At 63.6% G+C, this 21,894-nt stretch carries 24 protein-coding genes and 1 pseudogene; 14 read left to right on the top strand and 11 right to left on the bottom strand.

The genetic code is table 11. The annotated features are described in order from the left end of the window. Positions 1–307 precede the first annotated feature (307 nt). A complete protein-coding gene (locus NKJ64_RS17660; protein WP_023671416.1) occupies positions 308–1,219 on the top strand; it encodes a S1C family serine protease in 912 nt (303 codons plus the stop codon). A 188-nt stretch (positions 1,220–1,407) separates the two neighbouring features. Here the strand turns inward: NKJ64_RS17660 and NKJ64_RS17655 are convergent, their stop codons facing one another. Next, a complete protein-coding gene (locus NKJ64_RS17655; RefSeq protein ID WP_352463047.1) occupies positions 1,408–2,022 on the bottom strand; it encodes a hypothetical protein in 615 nt (204 codons plus the stop codon). A 171-nt stretch (positions 2,023–2,193) separates the two neighbouring features. On the opposite strand from NKJ64_RS17655, the gene NKJ64_RS17650 reads away from it, so the two are divergent. The 7 genes from NKJ64_RS17650 to NKJ64_RS17620 all read left to right on the top strand — a co-directional run bounded on the left by NKJ64_RS17650 (position 2,194) and on the right by NKJ64_RS17620 (position 9,032). Further along, positions 2,194–2,790: a YdeI/OmpD-associated family protein gene (locus NKJ64_RS17650; protein WP_023693762.1), complete on the top strand. Its 597-nt coding sequence runs from the start codon at positions 2,194–2,196 to the stop codon at positions 2,788–2,790. A gap of 211 nt (positions 2,791–3,001) precedes the next feature. After that, positions 3,002–4,060, top strand: a complete 1,059-nt coding sequence (locus tag NKJ64_RS17645; RefSeq protein ID WP_352463046.1) for a GSU2403 family nucleotidyltransferase fold protein — start codon at positions 3,002–3,004, stop codon at positions 4,058–4,060. A 202-nt stretch (positions 4,061–4,262) separates the two neighbouring features. Then, positions 4,263–5,471, top strand: coding sequence for an ABC transporter substrate-binding protein (locus NKJ64_RS17640; protein ID WP_352463045.1), 1,209 nt, complete (start codon positions 4,263–4,265; stop codon positions 5,469–5,471). A 14-nt stretch (positions 5,472–5,485) separates the two neighbouring features. Further along, complete coding sequence (locus NKJ64_RS17635; protein ID WP_352463044.1) at positions 5,486–6,277, top strand: ABC transporter ATP-binding protein; 792 nt, start codon at positions 5,486–5,488, stop codon at positions 6,275–6,277. Further along, complete coding sequence (locus NKJ64_RS17630) at positions 6,274–6,978, top strand: ABC transporter ATP-binding protein (RefSeq protein ID WP_352463043.1); 705 nt, start codon at positions 6,274–6,276, stop codon at positions 6,976–6,978. Before NKJ64_RS17635 ends, NKJ64_RS17630 begins: the two co-directional genes overlap by 4 nt. A gap of 178 nt (positions 6,979–7,156) precedes the next feature. Further along, on the top strand, positions 7,157–8,044 hold the full coding sequence (locus tag NKJ64_RS17625; protein ID WP_023693757.1) for a branched-chain amino acid ABC transporter permease: 888 nt from the start codon (positions 7,157–7,159) through the stop codon (positions 8,042–8,044). Between the two features lies 1 nt (position 8,045). Beyond that, positions 8,046–9,032, top strand: a complete 987-nt coding sequence (locus NKJ64_RS17620) for a branched-chain amino acid ABC transporter permease (RefSeq protein WP_023727091.1) — start codon at positions 8,046–8,048, stop codon at positions 9,030–9,032. Here NKJ64_RS17620 and NKJ64_RS17615 read toward each other — a convergent pair. The 4 genes from NKJ64_RS17615 to NKJ64_RS17600 are packed head-to-tail and all read right to left on the bottom strand — an operon-like array spanning position 9,026 to position 13,626. Continuing rightward, the gene (locus tag NKJ64_RS17615; RefSeq protein ID WP_023693755.1) at positions 9,026–9,982 is read right to left on the bottom strand and encodes a Csu type fimbrial protein; all 957 of its coding nucleotides are present in this window, start codon (positions 9,980–9,982) and stop codon (positions 9,026–9,028) included. The two genes, NKJ64_RS17620 and NKJ64_RS17615, sit on opposite strands and share 7 nt — an antisense overlap. Before the next feature lie 14 nt (positions 9,983–9,996). Continuing rightward, positions 9,997–12,414 carry a fimbria/pilus outer membrane usher protein gene (locus tag NKJ64_RS17610; protein ID WP_352463042.1) on the bottom strand — a complete coding sequence of 806 codons (2,418 nt, stop codon included), beginning with the start codon at positions 12,412–12,414 and terminating at the stop codon, positions 9,997–9,999. Continuing rightward, complete coding sequence (locus NKJ64_RS17605; RefSeq protein WP_352463041.1) at positions 12,386–13,108, bottom strand: fimbrial biogenesis chaperone; 723 nt, start codon at positions 13,106–13,108, stop codon at positions 12,386–12,388. The genes NKJ64_RS17610 and NKJ64_RS17605 overlap by 29 nt, the downstream gene beginning before the upstream one ends. A gap of 26 nt (positions 13,109–13,134) precedes the next feature. Next, positions 13,135–13,626 carry a Csu type fimbrial protein gene (locus NKJ64_RS17600; protein ID WP_023685937.1) on the bottom strand — a complete coding sequence of 164 codons (492 nt, stop codon included), beginning with the start codon at positions 13,624–13,626 and terminating at the stop codon, positions 13,135–13,137. 818 nt (positions 13,627–14,444) lie between these two features. Between NKJ64_RS17600 and NKJ64_RS17595 the strand changes: the two genes are divergently transcribed. The 3 genes from NKJ64_RS17595 to NKJ64_RS17585 all read left to right on the top strand — a co-directional run bounded on the left by NKJ64_RS17595 (position 14,445) and on the right by NKJ64_RS17585 (position 17,803). Beyond that, the gene (locus tag NKJ64_RS17595) at positions 14,445–14,834 is read left to right on the top strand and encodes a DUF427 domain-containing protein (protein ID WP_023693752.1); all 390 of its coding nucleotides are present in this window, start codon (positions 14,445–14,447) and stop codon (positions 14,832–14,834) included. A 151-nt stretch (positions 14,835–14,985) separates the two neighbouring features. After that, positions 14,986–15,543: an RNA polymerase sigma factor gene (locus NKJ64_RS17590; RefSeq protein WP_023693751.1), complete on the top strand. Its 558-nt coding sequence runs from the start codon at positions 14,986–14,988 to the stop codon at positions 15,541–15,543. Between the two features lie 145 nt (positions 15,544–15,688). Next, positions 15,689–17,803: an EAL domain-containing protein gene (locus tag NKJ64_RS17585; protein ID WP_023828879.1), complete on the top strand. Its 2,115-nt coding sequence runs from the start codon at positions 15,689–15,691 to the stop codon at positions 17,801–17,803. Between the two features lie 37 nt (positions 17,804–17,840). Here the strand turns inward: NKJ64_RS17585 and NKJ64_RS17580 are convergent, their stop codons facing one another. Together NKJ64_RS17580 and NKJ64_RS17575 are read right to left on the bottom strand one after the other, a co-directional pair. Then, the gene (locus tag NKJ64_RS17580) at positions 17,841–18,341 is read right to left on the bottom strand and encodes a hypothetical protein (protein WP_023685942.1); all 501 of its coding nucleotides are present in this window, start codon (positions 18,339–18,341) and stop codon (positions 17,841–17,843) included. A 106-nt stretch (positions 18,342–18,447) separates the two neighbouring features. Further along, the gene (locus NKJ64_RS17575; RefSeq protein ID WP_023671435.1) at positions 18,448–18,678 is read right to left on the bottom strand and encodes a DUF6894 family protein; all 231 of its coding nucleotides are present in this window, start codon (positions 18,676–18,678) and stop codon (positions 18,448–18,450) included. A gap of 284 nt (positions 18,679–18,962) precedes the next feature. Here NKJ64_RS17575 and NKJ64_RS17570 point away from each other — a divergent pair, with 284 nt between their 5' ends. Continuing rightward, complete coding sequence (locus NKJ64_RS17570; protein WP_023671436.1) at positions 18,963–19,682, top strand: Crp/Fnr family transcriptional regulator; 720 nt, start codon at positions 18,963–18,965, stop codon at positions 19,680–19,682. A gap of 49 nt (positions 19,683–19,731) precedes the next feature. Here NKJ64_RS17570 and NKJ64_RS17565 read toward each other — a convergent pair whose 3' ends face one another. Next, positions 19,732–20,025: a DUF982 domain-containing protein gene (locus NKJ64_RS17565; RefSeq protein WP_352445885.1), complete on the bottom strand. Its 294-nt coding sequence runs from the start codon at positions 20,023–20,025 to the stop codon at positions 19,732–19,734. A 114-nt stretch (positions 20,026–20,139) separates the two neighbouring features. After that, positions 20,140–20,316, bottom strand: a complete 177-nt coding sequence (locus tag NKJ64_RS17560; protein ID WP_023671438.1) for a hypothetical protein — start codon at positions 20,314–20,316, stop codon at positions 20,140–20,142. Between the two features lie 142 nt (positions 20,317–20,458). Here NKJ64_RS17560 and NKJ64_RS17555 point away from each other — a divergent pair. Together NKJ64_RS17555 and NKJ64_RS17550 are read left to right on the top strand one after the other, a co-directional pair. After that, a pseudogene (locus NKJ64_RS17555) lies at positions 20,459–20,615 on the top strand (SDR family oxidoreductase); the annotation flags it as partial. 88 nt (positions 20,616–20,703) lie between these two features. Further along, complete coding sequence (locus tag NKJ64_RS17550; RefSeq protein ID WP_023671439.1) at positions 20,704–20,868, top strand: hypothetical protein; 165 nt, start codon at positions 20,704–20,706, stop codon at positions 20,866–20,868. Here the strand turns inward: NKJ64_RS17550 and NKJ64_RS17545 are convergent. Together NKJ64_RS17545 and NKJ64_RS17540 are read right to left on the bottom strand one after the other, a co-directional pair. Next, entirely contained in the window at positions 20,865–21,230 is a 366-nt protein-coding gene (locus NKJ64_RS17545) for a VOC family protein (RefSeq protein ID WP_352463040.1), read from the bottom strand. The two genes, NKJ64_RS17550 and NKJ64_RS17545, sit on opposite strands and share 4 nt — an antisense overlap. 83 nt (positions 21,231–21,313) lie before the next feature. Further along, a complete protein-coding gene (locus NKJ64_RS17540) occupies positions 21,314–21,871 on the bottom strand; it encodes an RBBP9/YdeN family alpha/beta hydrolase (protein WP_352463039.1) in 558 nt (185 codons plus the stop codon). Positions 21,872–21,894 lie beyond the last annotated feature (23 nt).

Genomic DNA, 21,894 nt, shown 5'->3' with positions numbered 1-21,894 from the left:
TTGGCGCTGCGGCGGACGCATAGGGGGAGAGAAGTGTCACCTATGTATCCGGTTCAAAGTGTTACCCATCTATCGGCTGGACAGCTGTCGCCTACTGATTTCGCCAATTGCCAGCGTTGCCAAGAGCGCCGATGTTGCGGCCATCTCCCTTCTCCCCGTCGCTATACGGGGGAGAAGGTGCCGGCAGGCGGACGAGGAGCAGCGCCAGCCTCTGAAATGATTGCCTTGTTGCCCAAGCCCTTGCGCCCTGTGCAGCGCGGCATACCTATAGAGGATACTGCCCACGCATATCTGCCAGGATGAAAGCATGCCCATCGATCCCGTTTCCCCGCTCTTGCGCTCCGTCGTTGGCGTGCGCGCCATGGTTCCCGACGATGCCTTCACGGCCAATGCCCTGGGCACGCGCCGGGAAGGCAGCGGCGTCGTCATCCGCGGCGACGGGCTGGTGCTCACCATCGGCTATCTCATCACCGAGGCCGAGGAGGTCTGGCTGACCGACCAGGACGGCCGCGTCGTGCCGGCGCATGCGCTGGCCTATGACCAGGAGACAGGCTTCGGCCTAGTGCAGGCGCTGGCGCCGCTCGGCCTGCCGGCGGTGGCGCTGGGTGACGCCTCGAAGGCCAAGATCGGCGACCCCGTGGTGTTTGCCGACGGCACCGGCCGCTCGGTCAAGGCACACATCGTCACCAAGCAGGAATTCGCCGGCTATTGGGAATATCTGCTCGACGAGGCGATCTTCATTGCCCCGGCGCACCCGTCCTGGGGCGGCGCGGCACTCATCGGCCAGGATGGCAGCCTGCTCGGCATCGGTTCGCTGCTTTTGCAGATGAGCCGCAACGGCGAGGTCGCCGACATCAACATGGTCGTGCCGATCAACCTTCTGACCCCGATCCTCGACGATCTGCTGACGCGCGGCCAGGTGGCGAAGCCGCCGCGCCCATGGCTCGGCGCCTTCTCGGCCGAGTCGAACGGTGCGGTCGTGGTGATGAGCGTCGCCGAAGGCGGCCCCGCCGCCAAGGCCGGCCTGCGCCAGGGCGACATCATCTCCGACGTGCGCGATGGCGAGGTCGACGGGCTCGCCGATTTCTACCGCAAGCTATGGCAGAATCCGGCGGGTTCGGAGATTCCTCTCAGGGTCGTGCGTGACGGTCGTGAGACTTGGCTGCGAGTGAAATCCGCCGACCGAAACAGCTTTTTGAAGAAACCGCATCTGCAGTGAAGGCCAATCTCCCCCCAAGTGGGGGAGATGCCCGGCAGGGCAGAGGGGGCGCGAAGGATCGCGGCCTCTCGATCTGTTTTCTGACAAGAATCGCGGGATAAACGTGGCTGACACTGGCCGGTGCGTTGGCGGGACAGCGGCCCCCCTGCCGGCCATCTCCCCCACGAGGGGGGAGATTGGCTGCCCCCTCAATCCCCGCATACCCTAAAAGGCGTCCCCGTGTCCCACTCCGCGAAGGGCACGACCTGGCCTTCGACAGACACGATACTGTTCACCTTGCTGTCATCATCCTGCGTCTGCATACTTTTGCCCTTGCCGGTCAGCACGTCGTAGTCGCAACTGCTGTAGACGACAACGGACTGGTATTTGTAATGGTCATAGGCAACGCCGGCGACGACGAAGGCTTCGTTGCGCCAGGCGATGGTCAGCGTCATGTCGGTCCGCTCGCCGGGGCCGATCAGCCCCGGCAGATAGATCTTGATCGAGCCGTTGGGCAGCAAGGTCAACTCCGGTTCGATGCCGGAGCCCTCATAATGCGGCTGGTCGTAGTCGTTCCATTCGCCGTAGACCTGCTCATGCACGATGCCGGCGGGTTTCAGAAAATTGTACTTTTTGTCCCTGAGGAAGAAATGCATGTCCATGGTGCCATCTTCGGGCTCGGTCTCGACGATCATCGCCAGATCGGCGGCGCCGTCGCCATTGAAGTCGCCGGTCAGCGCGGTGATGATCTTCTGGGTTTCGATGGGTTCGGCGAGCGCCGAGGCCGGCAGCAGAAGGATGAGGCCGAGTAACATCGATCGCATGGCATTTCCCCCGAATTGCAGTCTGCCTTGCCCGGCTCGACCAGCCGGGAAACTGCCATGAGCGCCGGCTTGGGCGCAAGCCGGCTCGCAATAGGCTAGGGGGTATCGACGCCGCTGACGGAAACTGGCATCGACAGCCGATACAGCCGGCCCGGCAACAACGAGGTGATGATGGCGCCGTTCAAGGTCGATCCCGACAAGGTTCATGAATTCCCCGATCCCGACAGTTTTTACGCCTGGCTGCGCGAAAATCATGCCGGCGAGAGCGAGGTCTGGATCAAGGTCCACAAGGTCGGCTCGGGCCTCGCCTCGATCACGCCGAAGCAGGCCATCGACGTGGCGCTGTGCTTCGGCTGGATCGACGCCATACGCAAGCCGCTCGACGACAAGAGCTTTCTGCAGCGCTACACGCCGCGCGGCAAGAAGAGCATCTGGAGCAAGATCAACATCGACAATGTCGCCCGCCTGGTCGAGGAGGGCCGCATGACCGAACACGGGCTGAAACAGGTCGAGGCGGCCAAGGCCGACGGCCGCTGGGACCGCGCCTATGCCTCAGGCAAGGACATGAAGATCCCTGACGATCTGCAGGCCGCCATCGACGCCGAGCCGAAGGCGAAGGAGATGCTGGCAAAGCTTTCCGCCCAGAACCGGTTCGCGCTGGCGTTTCGAACGCACAACATGAAGACGGAGGCGGGGCGCAGGAAGAAGATCGAGGCTTTTGTCGAGATGCTGAAGCGCGGCGAGACGATCTATCCGCAGAAGCGGTGAGGCGACGGCAAGCGGCTGCCATGGTGCGCGCAGCTAAAAACCCGCGTGTGAGGTTCTGGCCTCCCTTTCTTGGACATAACCTATTGTTTTTAGGGTATTTTCCACTCGGCGTGTGGGTGATAGCTGCGATAGTGGAAAAAACATAGCAACATATTGTTAATTAAGAGTTTTCCACTATGTTAACTTGATCTTGGCTTAAGAGTGGAAAACGATGCTGAGAGAGTTGACCGGCGAGCAGCGGCGCCAACTCATAGATACGCAACAGGTCTACGAGGCCTGGCAGCGTGCTGATGACCAGCGCCAAAGGCGCTTTGCAGGCAGCATGCGCTGGGTTGAGCGCAGCGGTGCTGAATACCTGCTGCGGAAGGTCCGGCAGGTCGAGAATTCACTCGGGCCGAAAAGCAGCCAGACGGAGAAGGCGTTCGCTGCGTTTTCCGAGGGCAGGGTGCAGAACAAGGATCTGCTGGCAGGTCTGGCCGATCGCCTGAACGGCCTGGCGAAAGTCAATGTGGCAATGGGGTTGGGCAGGGTACCGGCCATCGCCGCACGGATATTGCGGCGGTGCGCCGAAACAGACCTGCTGGGCAAGCAGTTGCTGGTTGTCGGCACGAATGCGCTGTTCGCTTACGAGGCTCTGGCGGGCGTCCAGATCACCAGCGGTCTCACGGCAACCGGCGACATCGACCTGCTCTTCGATTCGCGACGTCGCATCAGCTTCGTGACCGGCGAGAGGGTAAGCCAGTCCGGCCTGATAGGCGTGTTGCGTAAAGTGGACAGGTCCTTCAAGCCGCTCCAGCCCCGGGCCTTCAGGGCAGTGAACCGTGATGGCTATCTGGTCGACCTGATCCGTCCGCGGGCAAGACATGTCCTCAAGGACAACGCCACTACCTCGATTACACAGCTTGCCGACGACCTCGACAGCGCACCCATGGAGGGGCTGCAATGGCTCATCAACGCCCCGAAGGTGGAGGCTGTGGCGATCGATGAGCGTGGCTATCCCGTAAGCATACCGACGGTCGACCCTCGAATGTTCGCTCTGCACAAGGCTTGGCTGGCCACGCGGCCTGATCGGTCTGCGGTCAAGGCAATGAGAGATCGTGAACAGGCGGAAGCGGCTGCACGCATTGCCACGGGCTATCTTGCGCTTCCGCTGGACAGCGAGCATCTCAAAGGGCTTCCGGGGGCACTGCTGGACGCTGCGGCCGCAACGCTGTCCCTTCCTGGCCCGAGCGGCTTTTCCGAAGACCTTCCAATTGAGCCGGACTGGTAGCGCCCACACGCCATGCTACGAAAATAGCATTCTCCCCTTGCGAAATGTGATGCTACGGTTCCCGGCGCACCCAGGGCGGAGGGGTTGCCAAGAGGAGAAGTGGCGGGCGCTGGCCCGGATTTCAGCGAGAACCGGACGGAGCTGTTGAACCATTGCAAGGCCGCCGCGTTTTCCAGCGTCGGCCACAAGGGAGGAACCACCTGTGAAAGCATCCTATCTCGTCTCAGCCGTGCTGCTTGCGGCGACTGCGATGCCGGCGGCGGCCGGCGAAATTTCCGACGGCAAGGTCAAGATCGGCATCCTCAACGACCAGTCGGGCGTCTATGCCGATTTCGGCGGCAAATGGTCGGTCGAGGCCGCCAGGATGGCGGTCGAGGATTTTGGCGGCAAGGTGCAGGGCGCGCCAATCGAGATCGTCAACGCCGATCACCAGAACAAGCCCGACATTGCCTCCAACATTGCGCGCCAGTGGTACGACACCGAGCAGGTCGACGCGATCATGGAACTGACGACATCCTCGGTGGCGCTCGCCGTCCAGGGGTTGTCCAAGGAAAAGAAGAAGATTGACATCGTTACCGGAGCGGCATCGGCCGACCTGACCGGCAAGCAATGCTCGCCCTACGGTTTCCACTGGGCTTACGATACCCACTCGCAGGCGGTCGGCACCGGCGGCGCGCTGGTGCAGCAGGGCGGCGACAGCTGGTATTTCATCACCGTCGACTATGCCTTCGGCTATTCGCTGAAGGAGCAGACCTCAAAGGTTGTTGAGGCAAGCGGCGGCAAAGTGCTGGGCGAGGTGCGTTACCCCTTGGGATCGACGGATTATTCCTCCTTCCTGCTGCAGGCGCAGTCCTCCGGCGCCAAGGTTATCGGCCTTGCCAATGCCGGCCTCGACACCTCCAATAGCATCAAGCAGGCGGCCGAGTTCGGCATTGTCGCTGGCGGCCAGCGGCTGGCAGCCCTTCTGTTCACCCTTGCCGAGGTGCACGGCCTCGGCCTGCAGGCGGCGCAGGGCGTGGTGCTCACCGAAGGGTTTTACTGGGACCGCGACGACAAGAGCCGCGACTTCGCCGGGCGCTTCTTCAAGCGCACCAACCGCATGCCCAACATGATCCAGGCCGGCACCTATTCGGCGGTGCTGCAATATCTCAAGGCCATCGACAAGGCCGGCACCGACGAGACCGAGGCGGTCGCCAAGCAACTCCATGAAATGCCCGTCGACGACATCATCAACGCCAACGGCAAGGTACAGGCCGACGGCTCGATGGTGCACGACATGTATCTCTATCAGGTCAAGAAGCCCGAGGAGTCGAAGAAGGACTGGGACTACTACACCTACCTTGCGACCATTCCGGGCGACAAGGCCTTCATCAAGGCTGAAGACAGCGGCTGCCCGCTCGTCACCAAGTGACGCTGGCGCAAGCCGTGGCCGTCCAGCCGGACGGTGCCGAAATCAAGCCGCGGGTGGTGCTCTCCGCCCGCGGCCTGCGGCGCGACTTTGCCGGTTTCGTCGCCATCAACAATGTCGACCTCGACGTCCATCACGGCCAGATCCATGCGCTGATCGGGCCGAACGGCGCCGGCAAGACGACAATCTTCAACCTCTTGACCAAGTTCCTGCAGCCGAGCAGCGGCAGGATCGAACTGTTGGGCAACGACATCACCCGCACCGCGCCGGCCAGGGTGGCGCGCATGGGTCTCGTCCGCTCGTTCCAGATATCGGCGATCTTTCCGCATCTGAGCGTGCTCGACAATGTCCGCGTCGCCTTGCAGCGGCCGAGCGGGCTCGGCTTCCAGTTCTGGCGCTCGCTGGCCGCGCTTGACCAACTGACTCCACGGGCGCGCGAACTGCTTGCCGTCGTCGGTCTCGACGATGTCGCGCATCGTCCGGCCGGCGATCTCTCCTATGGCAGGAAGCGCGTGCTCGAGATCGCCACCACGCTGGCGCTCGACCCGAAAGTGCTGCTGCTCGACGAGCCGATGGCCGGCATGGGGCACGAGGATGTCGGCGTCATTTCCGGCATCATCCGCTCGCTGGCAACGGACCGCGCCGTGCTGATGGTCGAGCACAATCTCACCGTCGTCGCCGACCTCTGCGACTGGATCACCGTCATGCAGCGCGGCCAGGTGCTCGCCGCCGGCGACTACGCGACGGTGAGCAACGATGAGCGCGTCAGGGTCGCCTACATGGGGACCGAGCAGGGGGACCGAGCATGAGTGAGCCGCTGCTTGCCGTGCGCGATCTCCATGCCTGGTATGGCGAGGGCCATGCGCTGCATGGCGTCAACCTCGACGTTTTTCGCGGTGAGACCGTGACGCTGCTCGGCCGCAACGGCGTCGGCAAGACCACAACGCTGCGCGCCATCATGGGGCTGGTCCGCAAGCGCAGCGGCAGCGTCGCGTTCGACGGCAGCGACCTGATGCGCCTGCCGCTGCATCGTGTTGCCCATCGCGGCATCGGCTTCGTGCCGGAGGAACGCGGCATCTTCGCCACGCTCACCGTCGACGAGAACCTGATCCTGCCGCCGGTGGTGGCCAAGGGCGGCATGAGCGTCGACGAGATCTTCGATCTCTTTCCCAACCTCAAGGAGCGGCGCAACAGCCCCGGCACCAAACTCTCCGGCGGCGAACAGCAGATGCTGGCCATCGCCCGCATCATGCGGACGGGCGTGCAGATGCTGCTGCTCGACGAGCCGACCGAGGGCCTGGCGCCGGTCATCGTCCAGCGCATCGGCGAACTGCTGGCAACCTTGAAGAAGCGCGGCATGACCATCCTGCTCGTCGAGCAGAATTTCCGCTTCGCCGCGCGCATCGCCGACCGCTTCTATCTGATGGAGCATGGCAAGGTGGTGGAGGGTTTTGCCGTAAGCGAGCTTGCCGCTCACACGCAACAGCTGCACGATGTGCTTGGGGTATGATGACGACAGCCCACGGCAGTACCCCCACCCCGCTGCTGCGCAGCGACCCTCCCCACAAGGGGGAGGGTGGAGGGCCACCGCCCTACCTCCCCCTTGTGGGGAGGTCGGACCGAAGGTCCGGGTGGGGGTACGTGCCGCACAGACGCATCCCGCTTGCAACACCCTCGGTGACGGCGCCATGACCATGATCTTCGGCATCCCCGTCCAGGCCTTGCTCGGCCAGATGCTGGTCGGGCTGATCAACGGCTCCTTCTACGCCATGCTGAGCCTCGGCCTGGCCGTCATCTTCGGCCTGCTGCGCATCATCAATTTCGCCCATGGCGCACTCTATATGCTCGGCGCCTTCATCGGTTACCTGCTGCTCGTCCATCTCGGCATCGGCTACTGGCCGGCGCTGCTCCTGGTTCCGCTCATCGTTGGAGTCTTCGGCATGGCGGTCGAGCGCGTGGCGCTGTCGCGGCTCTACCGCCTGGATCCGCTCTACGGGCTGCTGTTCACCTTCGGCCTGGCGCTGGTCATCGAAGGCGTGTTCCGTTTCTACTACGGCGTGTCGGGCAACCCTTATGCCGTTCCGGCGCAGCTTGCCGGCGGCACCAATCTCGGCTTCATGTTCCTGCCCAACTATCGCGGCTGGGTGGTGGTGGCCTCGCTCATTATCTGCATCGGCACCTGGCTCCTGATCGAAAAGACCAGGCTCGGCTCCTATCTGCGCGCCGCGACCGAGAATCCGGAGCTGGTGCAGGCCTTCGGCGTCAACGTGCCGCTGCTGCTGACGCTCACCTATGGGCTCGGCGCGGCGCTCGCCGGCCTTGCCGGTATTCTCGCCGCGCCCGTCTACCAGGTCAGTCCGCTGATGGGCTCCGATATCATCATCGTCGTCTTTGCCGTCGTTGTGGTCGGCGGCATGGGTTCGATTCTTGGGGCCATCGTCACCGGCTATATGCTCGGCCTCGCCGAGGGCCTGACCAAGGTGTTCTATCCCGAGGCGTCGAACCTCGTCGTCTTCGTCATCATGGCGATCGTGCTGCTCCTGCGCCCCGCCGGCCTGTTCGGAAGGGACGCCTGAGATGAGCGAGGCAGCCCTTCACGACCAGCGCACCGCCGCCTCCGTGCGGCTTAAGCGGGTATTGCTGGCATTGGCCATACTGGCGCTGATAGCCGCGCCCTTCTTCGTCTATCCGATCTTCCTGATGAAGATGCTGTGCTTCGCGCTGTTTGCCTGCGCCTTCAACCTGCTGCTCGGCTACACCGGGCTGCTGTCGTTCGGCCACGCCACCTTCTACGGCGCCGCCGCCTATTTCTGCGCCTACGCCGTCAAGGCATGGGGCTGGCCGCCCGAGGCCGGCATCCTGCTCGGCACCGCCGGAGCGGCCGTGCTCGGCCTGGTCATGGGCTTCCTCGCCATCCGCCGGCAAGGCATCTATTTCTCGATGATCACGCTGGCGCTGGCGCAGATGTTTTATTTCTTCTGCGTCCAGGCGCCGTTCACCGAAGGCGAGGACGGCATACAGGGCGTGCCGCGCGGGCATCTGTTCGGCATCGTCGATCTCAACGTCACGCTCAACATGTATTTCGTCGTGCTTGCCGTCTTCCTCATCGGCGTCTTCGCCGTCTGGCGCATCGTCAACTCGCCGTTCGGCATGATCCTGCGTTCGATCCGCGAGAACGAGAACCGCGCCATCTCGCTGGGCTATTCGGTCGGCCGCTACAAGCTCGCCGCCTTCGTCATGTCGGCAGCCCTTGCCGGGCTTGCCGGCGCGACCAAGGCGATCGTCTTCCAGTTCGCGACGCTGACCGACGTCACCTGGCAGATGTCGGGCGAGGTGATCCTGATGACGCTGCTCGGCGGCATTGGCACCATGGTCGGTCCTGTCGTCGGCGCCGGCCTCGTCGTCGGGCTGGAAAACACGCTCGCCACCTCCGGCTTCCCGGTGACCATCGCCACCGGCCTGATCTTCATGATCTGCGTGCTGGTCTTTCGCCGCGGCATCGTCGGCGAGATTTACGCGCGCTGGCTGGCGCCGGCCAACGGCGAGGCGGGCCGCGATCAATAGGTGATGGTCACCACCACCGTGTCGGTGTAGACGCCGGCCGAGGGCGTCGTCTGCGGCGGCACGCGGCCGTAGACGATGAGCGGTTGCGCCAAGCCGGTTCCGGTGCCGGCCACCGTGCTTCCCGGCGTTCCGGCGTCACCCCAGGGCTGCGAGCGCGCGGCGTCCTTGTAGAGGCCGTAGGTGACCCGCTCGCCGCCCTTCGACATCTTGCGATTGGTCGGCGTGCCGCCTGTCGTGCCGCCATTCAGGGAAACCGTATAGGCGGTCGACGGCGTGCAGGTGACCGAGACCTGGCCGGTGGCATCGGCATTGGCGTCGAGCACGCCCTTGGAGCCGAAATCGATGTTCTGGGTGGCGACCAGGCAGTTTGCCGCGACCGTGGCGTTGATGGTGAAGGTCGGACTGGCGCCCAAGTTGCCCGCGCCGGTGTTGCAGCTGCTGCTCAACAGGGTTGTCCGGGAGCGGAACTCGAGTTGCCCGCCCGAAAATGTCGACAGATAAGTGCCCGGCGGAACGGTCGCCTGGCCGCCGGGAACCCGGCCATAGAGCGTCAGGGTGTCGATTGAGTTGCCGAAGAGATTGGGGCTCAGCAGCAGCGGTGGCGGGCGCGAGGCATAGGCCCAGTTATAGGTGCCCCAGACAACGCTCATTGCGGGGTCCGAATAGAGTTGATAGTTGAGGCTGTTGACGCCGCTCGCCATCTGCCGGGCCGCCGCCGAGGTTGCACCGCCGGTGCCGGCGGCAATATGCGGACAGACCAGGACGGGCAGCAGCAATGGCAAACTGCCGCTGCAAGTCGCGGTGAAGGTGGCTGTCGATGTCGCCGCGGTGCCCGACAGCGTGTCGATGAGGCCGAAATTCAAACTGGTGACGGTGTAACTGCAGCTCTGCGCCCGGGCGAGCGACGGGAGCAGCACCAGCAGCAGGGCGATGATTACGGCGCGCAGCATTTTTCCTCCAGCTCTCATTGGCACACCACGTTCCCGATCACCACTTGCCGGCCGCGCGCCGCCTCGAAGGGAAACTCTGCCCGGCATGAACCGCCGTCAGCGCGCTCGACCTGCACTGAATTCTGCTTGCCGAGGCCCTTGATGTAGGCCTGCCCGTCATAGCCGACGACAAAGTCTTCAGTGCCGCCATCGACGCGTCCCGAGAGTCCGGCTTCGAGTGGCGTTCCGCTCGAGTCGACCAGCGTCACCAGCGCGGCCTGCGCCGCCTCAGACACGCCGAACTTCAGCACGACGCCGTTGCGGTCGGCTGGGACGACGGTCTCCTTGGTAGCCGGGACATCCGCGTCGACTGGTAGATTCTTCGGGTCGATGGAGACCGTGTTCAGCTCATAAGAGTTGAGCCCGGTGACCAGGATGCGGCCTTTGCTGTCGGTCCTGCCTACCGGCCGGTTCTGATGCAAGACCTCGACATCAGGCGTGCCGACATCGACGACGGCAAAGGCATCGTCGATGCGGTTGGTGGCGAACACCCCGCCGCCTGCGACCGCAATGGCGCCGTCCATCTGGCCGGTCACGCGAAAGTCCTTGTCGAATTGCTGGGCGCCGGCCTCGAAACGCGCAAACGGCGCGCGGTAGCTGACCGCTGCCGAACGATTGGGTACCTCGCCCTCCGAGGTGCGCAGCCGCCAGCCGATGCTGCCGTCCTCGGCCCGCTCCGATTTGGCGAGGTCGGCAGTGACATTGAGGCCGTCAGGGCCTTGCTCGACGCCTGTCGACGCCGAGATCTCGTCGTTGAACGGGATCGAAATCCCGGCGAACACGCCATAGCTGCTGTCGTCGTCGAGATCGGCGAAGGCGGTGGCATAGAGCGTGCTGCGCTTGAAGATCGCCTGGCTGTAGGACAGGCCGACGATCTGGCTGTTTTCGCCCTCGGCGCTCTTCAAATGCGTATAGGACAGGTTGAGGCTGGAGAAATCGATCGGCATCGGCACGCTGAGCGTCACCTGGTCGACCGAGCGCGGCACGCCAGCGCTGAAACGGGTGAAGTCGTCGGGGTCGAGAACCGGCTCCGCCGTCACCGAGGCGATGTCTTCATAGCCGCCAAAGGCCCGCTGCATGTGGGCGTTGATCGCCCAGCCGTCATAGCCGAATTCGACACTGGCATCGACCAGCGAGCCGGTGCGCCGGTCATGATGGCTGCCGGCGACCGCCAGCGAAGCCGCGCCATATGCCCCGAGCGGGAAGGCAGCACCTATGCCGCCATTGATCAGATCGGCGCCGCCCTCGGCATGGGCTTCCAATGTCAGCCGGTCGGTCACGCCGTAACGCGCGCTGGCGACCCCCATGACGCGGCCGTCATAATCGTCGGAGGAGATGCCGAAATTGCGCCGCGCCATCCCTGCCTCGACGGAAAAGTCGAGCAGTCCCTGGCGCAGCAGCATGCTGGAGGCATAGAACGGCAAGGTGGCCGTGGTCTCGCGGCCGAGGCTGTCGCGCAGCACCACCTGCGCCTGTCCGGCGCCCGTGAACACCGGCAGATTGGTGACCTGGAACGGCCCGGGCTGGATGTCGCCGGAATAGGTGCGCACGTTCTGCGTGTAGACCTCGAGCGTCGACGGCACCGCCGCCGTGCCGCCGAAGGAGGGCAGGGGTAGCGTCACCAGGTCCGATCGCAGGTGGAAGTTGCGTTGCGCCTGGATGCCGCCGAGATAGATCGGACGCGTCCACGACAATCCACCGGAGATGAAGTCGCCGGCGCGGTAGGTCATCAGCCGGTCGGGGTCGGAATAGCTCCATGTCGTGTTGAGCCGCGTGAAGCCGCCCAGCCTGCCGTCGGAATAGCCGGCGATGAAGGATTGGCTGAGCGTTCCATAGGGGCTGAACGCGCGCGCATCGAAGCCGCCGGAAACGCCTTGGAACAGCTCGACGTCCTTGTCGAACAATGTGTTGGAGCTGGCAAACAGCGAATAGTTGAGAACCGCGCCCAAGCCCGATTGCGGCGCCGGCCGGTCCTGCAAGCGCAAGCCGAGATCGACCATGCGCGCCTCGCGGCTGTCATTGGCGGCGGTGACGTAGAGGCGCTGGGCTACCTCATCGATCCGAAACGAAACGTCGGCCAACTGGTCGAGCCTGACCAGGCCGCCGGCGTCGGCTATGTCCTCCGGCGGTTTCAGGCCGACCTCCTTCAGCTCTTGGGGCGCCGCCGCCAGCCCACCATCCGGCATCTCGATAAAATTGCCGACCAGCTTGGTCGAAACGTCGTTGATGAACACCTCGAGATAGAGGCTGCGGCCCGCTGGTAAAACGGAAGCCGGCTGTTCGAGGTTCGTCACGGCCGGAAATTCCTGCGAACGCACCGCCAAGCAAGGTGTGAAAGTCGCAACCGCGACGATGACAGCGACGCTACTTGCCCTTGACGGCAACGTTGGCATCGAAGGGTCCAAGATCGCTCTGTGCCTTCAAAAGCACGGAGCCCGCGGGCAGTGATTTGCCGCTGCCGATCGGCCACTGCATGGTCGCGCCGCCCAGGACATAACCGACGAGCCCGTTTCGGTTGCCGAGCTTTTTGCCGTTCTGGGTCAGGGATAGGTTGGACAAGCGGAGACGACTTTCACCGGTATTGCTGGCTGTCAGCACAAGACTGCCGCCCTTGCGCGAAACACTCCAGGCGACTGCCGGCGCGGCCGCATCGGCGTCGCGGAAAAACACCGGCACGGAGTAGCGCAGCGCGAGCGCGACCGTACCGGCCTTCTTGCGCGACGGGTCGGGTAACTCGTCGACGATGACGCGGTAGCTTTCCTCGGCCCGCACCGGCGCCTTGCTGACGCGCACGACGCGAACCACGTATTGGGCATTGGGTCCGAGTTTGGTCGATGGCGGGCTGGCGACGACGTCGGTAGTCGGCGTCAGCGTCTCGATCCCGCCAGCCTGGCTCCAGGCGAAGACGCGTATCTGCACATTGATCGGCCGCTTGGGGTCATCGTTGCTGAGGTTGAGAACCGCCGAGGCGTCGGGCGAGATCAGCTCGAGACCTGTCGGCGCCACCCTGAGCGAAGCGGCTTGTGAGAGACCGGCGCACAGCAACAGAACAGCCGTGGCTCCGATGCGTGAAAGCATGGATCGCATGATCGTCCTCGTGTTGGTATCGATTGTCAGTACGTTATGGTGATCGCAACGGTGTCGGTGTAGAGGCCCGCCGCCGGTGTCGTCTGCGGTGGAACACGCCCGTAGACCGTCAGCGGCTGAATGGCGCCGTTGCCGGTTCCGCCGACCGTGTCGGTGGGGATCGTGGTGCCCCAAAGCTGCGTCCGGGTGCTTTCCCTGTAGATGGTGTAGTCGATCGTCGCCGACGCCGGCCCGGTCATCTTGCGAACAGCAACCGTTGCGCCCGCGCCCGCTCCGGCGCTCAGACCAACATTGTAGGACTTGCCGGTCGTGCATTGCACGTTGATGGTGCTGGTCTGGTCGACATTCGCATCAATGACACCGTGCGAGCCGAAATCGAGATCGCTCGCCGTCTGCACCTTGCATTCGTCGGTAATCGTGATGCGGACATTCATGCTGCCCGTCGCGGTCGCGGCGATCGCGGGCAGGATGGGAAGCAGCGACGCTCCCGCCAGCAGCGCATATTTCAGCAATCTCATGCGTGTTTCCTCCGTCGGGCAGACCGTTCCTCGCAACACAGTCTTGACCCGGATTTCACTCCTACAGCTCCTCCGTTGCATGCTTCGCAAGACATCAACGATACAGTAATGTCATAAGCGAACTGTGCAATGATTATTACAACTTAGATTCGGATTGCGACAGCGAATAACTTCGGCATGTATCGGATAATTTTGGTTAATATTTGGTTAACAGAGATGAAATGGACATTTTTCCGAAGTGAAAGTTTGTCTGTCGAAAATGTATTTTGCTTCTCGTGCCGAAAAGGCGAAATATCTGGCAAATCATCTTGATTTTGTAGAGTCTCACCTGTCGTCCTTTATTATCGATATTTCGCGGCGTGCACCGGCGCCAAGCAGCCATCGCCATAGCCGCGCCGGTAGCTGTTCGCGCCTGTCCAAGCCTTGCGGTCGTGCTGACAGGGCCGCATTCGCCAAAACCGTGTTCCGCCCGGCCCAAGCATGGCCGTCCCGGCTGAGATAAATCCACCGCCGTCGGATCGCGGCGAAACACATGCGAATCGTTCTTGCCACGCTGGCCCGGATTTCCTTCGGCGGCGCATCGGCCGGACGGGAGATGCGCCTGTTGTCCCTTGGAGCCATGATCCACGACCGGCAGCCGCGCGGACCGGCTGCCAGACGTCAGAAAAGGAAGAACGATGAAGAAGACCTATGAAAAGCCACAGCTCGAAAAGCGCCAGAAGCTGTCGCGTGTGACCGCTGTCGCCGGCCCATCAGTGACCAGTGAGAGCTGACGCCGTCGACCGGCATCGAACCACCAGCGGACAAGGAGAGCAGTCATGGATCAGCATGCGAACCCGTCACCCGGCTTCAGGCGCAATCCGGGCAAGGTGATCACCGTCGAGCCCTTCACCGGGCGTGTCGTCGTGTTTGCAAACGGCACCATCATCGCTTCCTCGGCAAAAGCCAAAATGGTGACCGAGCCGCCCCATCCCTTCTCCTTCTACATCCCGTTCGAGGACATCGACTTCCGCAAGCTCAAGAAGACGGAGCGGTCGACGCTGTGCCCCTACAAGGGTGACGCCAGCTACTGGAACGTGCTGCCGGCGGGTGAAACCGGCAACGACGCGATGTGGGCCTATGAGCAGCCTTTCGACGAGATGACTGAAATTCGCGACCACGGCGCCTTCTACCCACACCGGGTCACCATCGACGCCGCGCCGCGCTGAGCGCGTCATGCCTGTCGCCCAAAAGTGCCCAGCGTTTTTGGAGCCGACGACAGGCATGAACAGAGGAATTTTTCAGATCAGCCAAAGCTGTCCTCACCCGGGGGCGCAGCGGTTTTGCGGCAACGGCATGCCGAAACGAAGACAAAAGGTCATGGACGAAAAGCAGAGAGCAATTCTCGACGAAATCCCGCGCCTGCGCCGCTATGCGCGCTCGCTGCTGCGCGACCGCGATTCCGCCGACGATCTCGTCCAGGACTGCCTGGAGCGGGCGCTGCTGCGGCTGGACAACTGGCAGACGGGAGAGAGCCCGCGAAAATGGCTGTTCACGATCATGCATCATCTGTTCATCGACCAGATGCGCAAGGTGAACCGGCGAGGCGAGGCCTCGATGCTGCCGCTGGAGGCCGGCGAGGTGCAGGCCTCTCCCGCCGACCAGCTGGAGAATGTCGCGGCCCGCGAGATCATCGACGCGCTGCAGGCGATCAGCCCCGACCGCCGTGCCGCGCTGACCATGGTCGCCATCGAGGGCTTCTCCTATGCCGAGGCCGCCGAGATGCTCGGCGTGCCGGCCGGCACGCTGATGTCGCGCATCGCGCGCGGCCGTGAGGAACTGCGCGGCCTGCTCGAGGACAATGCGCGCCGCCGCGCGATAAGGATCGTCGAGCCAGGCCCGGGCAGGGCGGTTCCAATCAGGGCGCCAATGGCATGACGAGCCCCAATCGCATGATGACGCCTTACGGCATGGTCCGGCACGATTGCAGGCCTTGTCCGCACTGTGGGCGCGGCGCACCCGGTAACGCTTTCTTCTCTGCTTGCGTGCATAGTGGCGGCGACGGAGTGAGCGAAACCAGGGCATGGCTGAAGAGAAAATACGCAACGGCGAATTCTGGGCGCTTGCGCTCGAACGCGCTCATCTCGGCGTATGGGACTGGGATATTTTGAGCGGCGACTGTTTCTATTCGCCAACCTGGTCGCACATGCTGGGTTATGAGGATGGCGAGCTTGCCAACAGCGACGACCTCTGGCTGAAGCTGACGCATCCCGACGACCGCCAGCGGGCGCTGGCCAGCGGAGAGCGGCACATTTCCGGCCTGACCGCCTCGATCGAGACCGAGCTACGCCTCAAGCACAAGGACGGCCACTGGATCTGGGTGCTGGACCGCGGCGGCATTGTCGAGCGTGACGAGACGGGCAAGCCGGTCAGGCTGATGGGCGTGCAGACCGACATCAGCCGGCAGAAAGAGGCGGAAGCCGAACTGGAGCGGGTCAATGTGCGCTTTCGCCTGGCGCTGGCGGCCAGTGGCACAGGCATCTGGCATCACGACATCGACGCCAGCAAGAGCTATTGGGACGCCCGCACCAGGGAGATATTCGGCCTGGTCGCCGACACCGACGAGGTGGCTGCCGACCTTTGGCATTCCTATCTGCATCTCGACGACAAGGATGCCGCAGAGCGCGCCCATCTGGCGCCGCTTTCGACCGACGGCGTCGTCGCCGCGCAATACCGCATCGTCAGGCGCGACGGCGAAATCCGCCATGTCGAATCGCTGGTGCGCTTCATCGCGGCGCCCGAGACGGCGGGCCAGATTCTCGGCACCGTGCGCGACATCACCGAGGACAAGAAACGCGAGCGGGAACTCGCCTACGCCGCTCACCACGATGCGCTGACGGGCCTCTTGAACCGTGCCGCCTTCGACCGGCTGCTGGCCGTGCATATCGCCACCGAGCGGGCTTTGCCGCTGGCGGTGTTTTACGTCGATCTCGACTACTTCAAGGCGCTCAACGACTTTGCCGGCCACGCCGCCGGCGACCTGGCGCTGACGGGCGTGGCCGCCGGTATTCTGGGCTGCCTGCCGGCATCGGCACGTGCCGCGCGCCTCGGCGGCGACGAGTTCGCGCTGCTGGTGCCCAATTGCCAATCGGCCAAGGCCGAGGCGCTGGCCGGCGCGATTCTTGCGGCGGTCCGTGACGCCGACCTCGGACTGCCGGCGACCTCGCGAAAACTCGCGGCCAGCATCGGCATCGCCTTCGTCGAGGACACCACCACCACGGTTGCCGATGCGTTGGCCTGCGCCGACGACGCCTGCTATGCCGCCAAGGCGGCCGGGCGCAATCGCTTCGCGGTGTTTTCGGCCGATGCGGCGTCGGGCTCCGGCGGCCTCAACGCGGCGCGTGTCGCCGCCGACACGGTCGACGCCATGGATGACGGGCGGCTGAAACTGTTCGGCCAGGAAATCCATCTGCTCGGCCAGCCCTGGCAGGAGAGCCGCCACGTCGAGGTGCTGGCGCGGCTTGCCGGGCGCAATGGCAAGCTGATCCCGCCCAACGAATTCATTCCGGTCGCCGAGCGCTTCGGCATTGCCTCGCGGCTGGACCGCTGGATCATCAGGACAGCGCTTTCGCAGCATGGCGCGGCGATGCGGTCAGGCGCCATCATGCTCGGCTTCAACCTGTCGGCGCAGACGCTGAGCGATCCGCTGCTATGGGATTTCGTCGACGCCGTCATCGCCGAGACCGGGGCGCCGCATTCCGGCATCGGCTTCGAGATCACCGAGACCGCGGCCGTCACCAATTTCGACGCCGCCGAGCAGTTCGTGCGCAAGGCGCGCGAGCGGCAATGCCGCGTCAGCCTCGACGATTTCGGCGCCGGCATGAGCTCGTTCGAATATTTGCGGCGCTTTCCGGTCGATCAGATCAAGATCGACGGCTCGTTCATCGAGAATATCGCGGAAAGCCGTTTCGACCGCGAGATCGTCTCGGCCATAGCGGGCATCGCCAAAAGTCTCGGCTGCGCGGTGGTGGCCGAAAAGATCGAGCAGCAGGAAGCGCTCGACATTCTGCGCGGCATGGGCGTGGCCTATGGCCAGGGTTTTCTGCTTCACCGGCCGGAGCCGCTCGAGGCGATCGTCACGCGGGCCGGCGAACAGTCACCGGCCAGCGGACAGTCGCCGGAAAAGCGCTTCGGCTGACGGCTCTCATCGCCTCGGGCTCGCGCGAATTGTCCGGCTAACCGGCGTCGGCCTTTTCCTGCTTTCGCTGCGCCGCCTCCTTCTTGCGGCGCAACACCTCATCTGTACCGACAAGGTCCTTCGAGCCGCCGGAAATGGCGGTCGAGACGACGGCGGGCGGATCGCTGGCCGGAAAACTGTCTTCGAGGCCTGATTGCAACTGCTCCTCGAGCGTCTGCGGGTTCTCGGAGCGGCCTTCGGCGCGGCGCTCGCCAACGGCTTCGACATCGCTCTTGGTGTCGGGGTGAGCGCGGGCTTCCGATATCGTCGACACCACCAGCTCGATGGCGAACTCTTTCATCGCCTCGGCTTGCGGCCCATCGACATCAGAGTCTTCGATCAGGCGGATGAGCGACTTTTCCAGGGCGCCCAGTTCCTTGACGCCCTGACACCGCGCCAGACGCTTGGTGAGCGAACCGATCAGCGCCGGGGCAAAGGTCGAATAGGCAAGCCTGCGTGTGTCGTCGACCTGCTCGGGATGAAGCTTTTGCAAGGACATAGATGCCTCCAGTCAATCAGCCGGGCAGCTTCTGCCGCTGCCCCCTCCTTAGAAAACAGAGGGGAGGGCAAGAGGTTCCATACAGTCCTCGACAGGGTCGACGAGTTCAACTCCACAGCGACGCCATGGTCAGCGACGCTTCGAATATCTGCTCCCTGTTCTCGTTCAGCATCTTGACGGTGATCCGCCGGTGGTCGCCCTCCGGAATCTCGTCGCGCGCCACATCGTGCAATATGCGCAGCGCTTCGGCTCCCGCGCGCTCGCGGCTGGGAAAAAGCTGCCCCTCTTCGTCAATCTGGGTCTCAGCGTTGTACAAGTCGAAGTAGAACCGTTCCATGTGTGCAAGGATCCCTGCGTGAGAACGCTAAGGCGCATCGCGGTTGAAAGGATGCAGGCGACGCGCTTCAGGTCTGTGTTTTTATGCATGTCGTTGTCTCAAAATCGGGGCCATTTTTGAGCGACATGGATTAAATCCCAACCCGCACCCATGGTTCCATGCGACTGTGTCCTGAGCAGATTTCCTGCCAGGAGCCGTCGCCGTGCCGGCCGATTGCAACCGCACCCGATCTCCGGCGTTTGGCTAGGCCACGAATGTCCACGAAATCTCGAACTGGATCCTCGATGCTAGAACCGCTTTATCTCAACCTTGGCCAGCATGACGCTTTGTCCGAGCAGGAAAAGGGGCTGCTGGCCGCCGCCATGACCATCGAGATGGATTTTGCCACCGGTCAGGACATCGTTTCAGAGGGATCGAGGCCAGGCTACAGCACGCTCATCATCGAGGGTCTGGCGGCGCGCTACAAGGTGCTGGAGGATGGCGGCCGCCAGTTCACCTCGTTGCAGGTGCCAGGCGATTTTGTCGATTTGCACGCCTTCCTGCTCAAGACAATGGACCATGGCATTATAGCTTTGTCGCCATGCCGGGTGATCGCCGCCGACCACAGTCGGCTAAGGACGATCACCGAACAGGCGCCTCATCTGAGCCGCTTGCTGTGGCTGGACACGCTCGTCGATGGCGCCATTCACCGGGAATGGATCGTGGCCATGGGCCGGCGGTCCAAGACGTCGCACCTGGCGCATCTGGTGTGCGAGCTGTTCGTCCGGCTCCAGGTGGTCAAGCAGACCAACGGCATGAGTTTCCGGCTTCCCCTGTCGCAGGCGGAACTGGCCGATGTGCTTGGGCTTTCGGTGGTCCACATGAACCGGGTCATCGGCGCGCTGCGCAAGATCGGTGTGATCGGCTGGGCGAATTACATGGTGACCATTCTGGACTGGCAGCAGCTGGTGGAAATCGCCGAGTTCGACCCGACTTATCTCAGCATGAATCGCGAGCCGAGATAGGCCATCCGGCGTTCGCCATGACATCGCCGGCAATCCGTCAGCCGGTCTTTCAACGATGCCCATCCAGCGACGCCAATTCGTCGAGCATGGCAAGGGCGGCACTTGGCTTGGCCGGCTTCAGCAAGCCCTGTTGGGCGGCGGCATTCTGGAAAGCGGCAAAGGCGATGTCCGGGCGGCAAATGCCGTTCAACGCGTCGTCCACCAGCCTGTCGGCCGCCTTGTAAGCCGCCGCCTGCTTGTTCTTCCATGTTCCGCCTAGTGCCCTCCTGGCGTCGGCGATCGACGACACCGTCATCGCGCTGCCGTCCACGAATCTGATCGTCAGGGGCAGAAAACGGCTCATGCGCTCACCATCCAAACCGTTCGCGTCTCGCCCGGATCGATCTCATCACTTGCCTCCTTGAAAACAGGATCGCCATAAACGAGGAAATCACAAACTGGTTGCAGGCCTGGCGAGCTACATGTTGCTTGCCGGCCAGATCGGCCGATGCGGACGATAAGGCGGGCGCGGCGCCGGCTTCAACGGGATGTCGGCGAGCGAGTTGCGGATCGGCCTGAACAGTATCGGCGAAGACGCGGCGCGGCGGTGCAGTACCGCGGCCGACAGTTTGGCAATCAGATTTCGAACGTCCATGGGACACCTCGAGCGCGTTGAGAGTCCCCCCATCGCGATCACCTACCACCTCACGCCCAGCATCCGCATTTAACTTTGATATAGGCCGGACGAATACGCGCCGCGCGCAATGTCTGCCGCCAACCCTTCTGCTGGTCTCGCGTCCGACAAGCAGGCGGCGGATGTGTCGCAGTTCGGCGCCAAGACCCCGGTGAAGCGCCCGGCCCAGCCGGAGGAGATCGCGCCGGCCTATGTGTTCCTGGCCGCAATGTTCAAGCTACATCACCGGCGAGAGTCTGCCGATCCTCGGCGGCTATTGAGCGGCGTCGCCAGGCTGGCGGTCACGCATCCGAGCAGCGACGTCGCGGACGCTGCTGCAACCGGATGAATTTTCGTGCATTCTTGTGCATGGCCACAATGCTTCGAACCGACACGCCGGCAAAATGCTGCTCCTATTGCGGTTCGCGAGAGCATGACTACGAGGATTGTCCGAAGCGCAAAGCAGAGGCGGAGCGGCAGTGGGAAGGCCAGGCAAAGCCCGGCGCCGAATCCGAGGCGACGGCCGAAGCCTAGCTGGGCTCGAACAGCTCGATCACGTTGCCGGACGGGTCTTCACAAAGAATCTGTCGCCCGCCCGGACCTTCGACGATCTCGTTGCGGAACCCCACGCCGGCCTCTCGCATCTCAGTCACGACTGCCGGCAATTGCTCGACTTCGAGCACAAAGCGGTTCCATCCGCCCGGCTCGGGTGTCCGGCCGTCCGGCATCGGCCTGGCTGCCGACGCCAGGGGGCCGGCGAGCCAGAGCGAAAGGTCGCCGCGCGTCAGGATGGCCATCGCCGGACCGAATTGCTGCTTCAGCGCGAAGCCCAGATGGCTCGTATAAAACGCGATGGACAGATCGACATCGCGGACCAGATATCGGACGGACACCATTCGCAGGCTCCCTCACAAAGGCCCCTCCCGAGAGATAGCTGGCGGGACAAGTCGGGGCAAGCCCGCGCGCACGCTTCGGGCGCCTACGGTGCGATTGCGTGGTCGGCCTCTCTCTCTCTCACGAAGGCCGTCAGCAGCTCCATTCCCGCCGGCCAGTCGCCCAGCCCGCTATTGCTGTTGATGTGACCAAGCGGCCCGGCGATGTGCAGTTCGCTGCCCCATTGTGTGGCTTTCTCACCGGCATAGCCGTTCGGATCATAGGGATCGTCGGTGCTGGCCACGATCAGCGAGGGGAAGCGAAGCGGCCCGCGCGGCGTATCGGCGAAGGGAATTCCGTAAGCGGGATAGACCGGCGAGGCCGGGTCGGGAACCGCAACCAGAAACGCCCCGCCGATCCGACGGCTCGACACCGCCTGCCAATGCGCGACCAGCAGGCAGCTGAGACTGTGGGCGACGAGCACCGGCGGGGTCTGTGCCTGTGACACCGCGACGTCCAGCGCCGCCACCCAGTCGTCGAAATCCGGCAGCTCCCAGCTTGCCGGGCTGAAGCGGCGCATCGCCGGGTCGGCCTGTTGCCAGCGTGTCTGCCAGTGGGCCTCGCCCGATCCGCCGCTGCCCGGCAGAATGATGAAGTCGGTCATCGAAAATCCTGTTTCTTCGCCGC

The sequence above is a fragment of the Mesorhizobium sp. M0062 genome (genome assembly GCF_040323125.1).
Lineage (GTDB): Bacteria > Pseudomonadota > Alphaproteobacteria > Rhizobiales > Rhizobiaceae > Mesorhizobium.
The sequence above is the reverse complement of the archived record's forward strand: the minus strand, read 5'-3'. Positions and strand labels throughout refer to the sequence as shown.

Excerpts from the sequence above, each read along its gene's own strand:
- NKJ64_RS17660 (WP_023671416.1), top strand. The coding sequence starts at position 308 with ATGCCCATCGATCCCGTTTCCCCGCTCTTGCGCTCCGTCGTTGGCGTG.
- NKJ64_RS17655 (WP_352463047.1), bottom strand. The coding sequence starts at position 2,022 with ATGCGATCGATGTTACTCGGCCTCATCCTTCTGCTGCCGGCCTCGGCG.
- NKJ64_RS17650 (WP_023693762.1), top strand. The coding sequence starts at position 2,194 with ATGGCGCCGTTCAAGGTCGATCCCGACAAGGTTCATGAATTCCCCGAT.
- NKJ64_RS17645 (WP_352463046.1), top strand. The coding sequence starts at position 3,002 with ATGCTGAGAGAGTTGACCGGCGAGCAGCGGCGCCAACTCATAGATACG.
- NKJ64_RS17630 (WP_352463043.1), top strand. The coding sequence starts at position 6,274 with ATGAGTGAGCCGCTGCTTGCCGTGCGCGATCTCCATGCCTGGTATGGC.
- NKJ64_RS17625 (WP_023693757.1), top strand. The coding sequence starts at position 7,157 with ATGACCATGATCTTCGGCATCCCCGTCCAGGCCTTGCTCGGCCAGATG.
- NKJ64_RS17620 (WP_023727091.1), top strand. The coding sequence starts at position 8,046 with ATGAGCGAGGCAGCCCTTCACGACCAGCGCACCGCCGCCTCCGTGCGG.
- NKJ64_RS17615 (WP_023693755.1), bottom strand. The coding sequence starts at position 9,982 with ATGCTGCGCGCCGTAATCATCGCCCTGCTGCTGGTGCTGCTCCCGTCG.
- NKJ64_RS17610 (WP_352463042.1), bottom strand. The coding sequence starts at position 12,414 with ATGCCAACGTTGCCGTCAAGGGCAAGTAGCGTCGCTGTCATCGTCGCG.
- NKJ64_RS17605 (WP_352463041.1), bottom strand. The coding sequence starts at position 13,108 with ATGCGATCCATGCTTTCACGCATCGGAGCCACGGCTGTTCTGTTGCTG.
- NKJ64_RS17600 (WP_023685937.1), bottom strand. The coding sequence starts at position 13,626 with ATGAGATTGCTGAAATATGCGCTGCTGGCGGGAGCGTCGCTGCTTCCC.
- NKJ64_RS17595 (WP_023693752.1), top strand. The coding sequence starts at position 14,445 with ATGGATCAGCATGCGAACCCGTCACCCGGCTTCAGGCGCAATCCGGGC.
- NKJ64_RS17590 (WP_023693751.1), top strand. The coding sequence starts at position 14,986 with ATGGACGAAAAGCAGAGAGCAATTCTCGACGAAATCCCGCGCCTGCGC.
- NKJ64_RS17585 (WP_023828879.1), top strand. The coding sequence starts at position 15,689 with ATGGCTGAAGAGAAAATACGCAACGGCGAATTCTGGGCGCTTGCGCTC.
- NKJ64_RS17580 (WP_023685942.1), bottom strand. The coding sequence starts at position 18,341 with ATGTCCTTGCAAAAGCTTCATCCCGAGCAGGTCGACGACACACGCAGG.
- NKJ64_RS17575 (WP_023671435.1), bottom strand. The coding sequence starts at position 18,678 with ATGGAACGGTTCTACTTCGACTTGTACAACGCTGAGACCCAGATTGAC.
- NKJ64_RS17570 (WP_023671436.1), top strand. The coding sequence starts at position 18,963 with ATGCTAGAACCGCTTTATCTCAACCTTGGCCAGCATGACGCTTTGTCC.
- NKJ64_RS17565 (WP_352445885.1), bottom strand. The coding sequence starts at position 20,025 with ATGAGCCGTTTTCTGCCCCTGACGATCAGATTCGTGGACGGCAGCGCG.
- NKJ64_RS17560 (WP_023671438.1), bottom strand. The coding sequence starts at position 20,316 with ATGGACGTTCGAAATCTGATTGCCAAACTGTCGGCCGCGGTACTGCAC.
- NKJ64_RS17550 (WP_023671439.1), top strand. The coding sequence starts at position 20,704 with ATGGCCACAATGCTTCGAACCGACACGCCGGCAAAATGCTGCTCCTAT.
- NKJ64_RS17545 (WP_352463040.1), bottom strand. The coding sequence starts at position 21,230 with ATGGTGTCCGTCCGATATCTGGTCCGCGATGTCGATCTGTCCATCGCG.
- NKJ64_RS17540 (WP_352463039.1), bottom strand. The coding sequence starts at position 21,871 with ATGACCGACTTCATCATTCTGCCGGGCAGCGGCGGATCGGGCGAGGCC.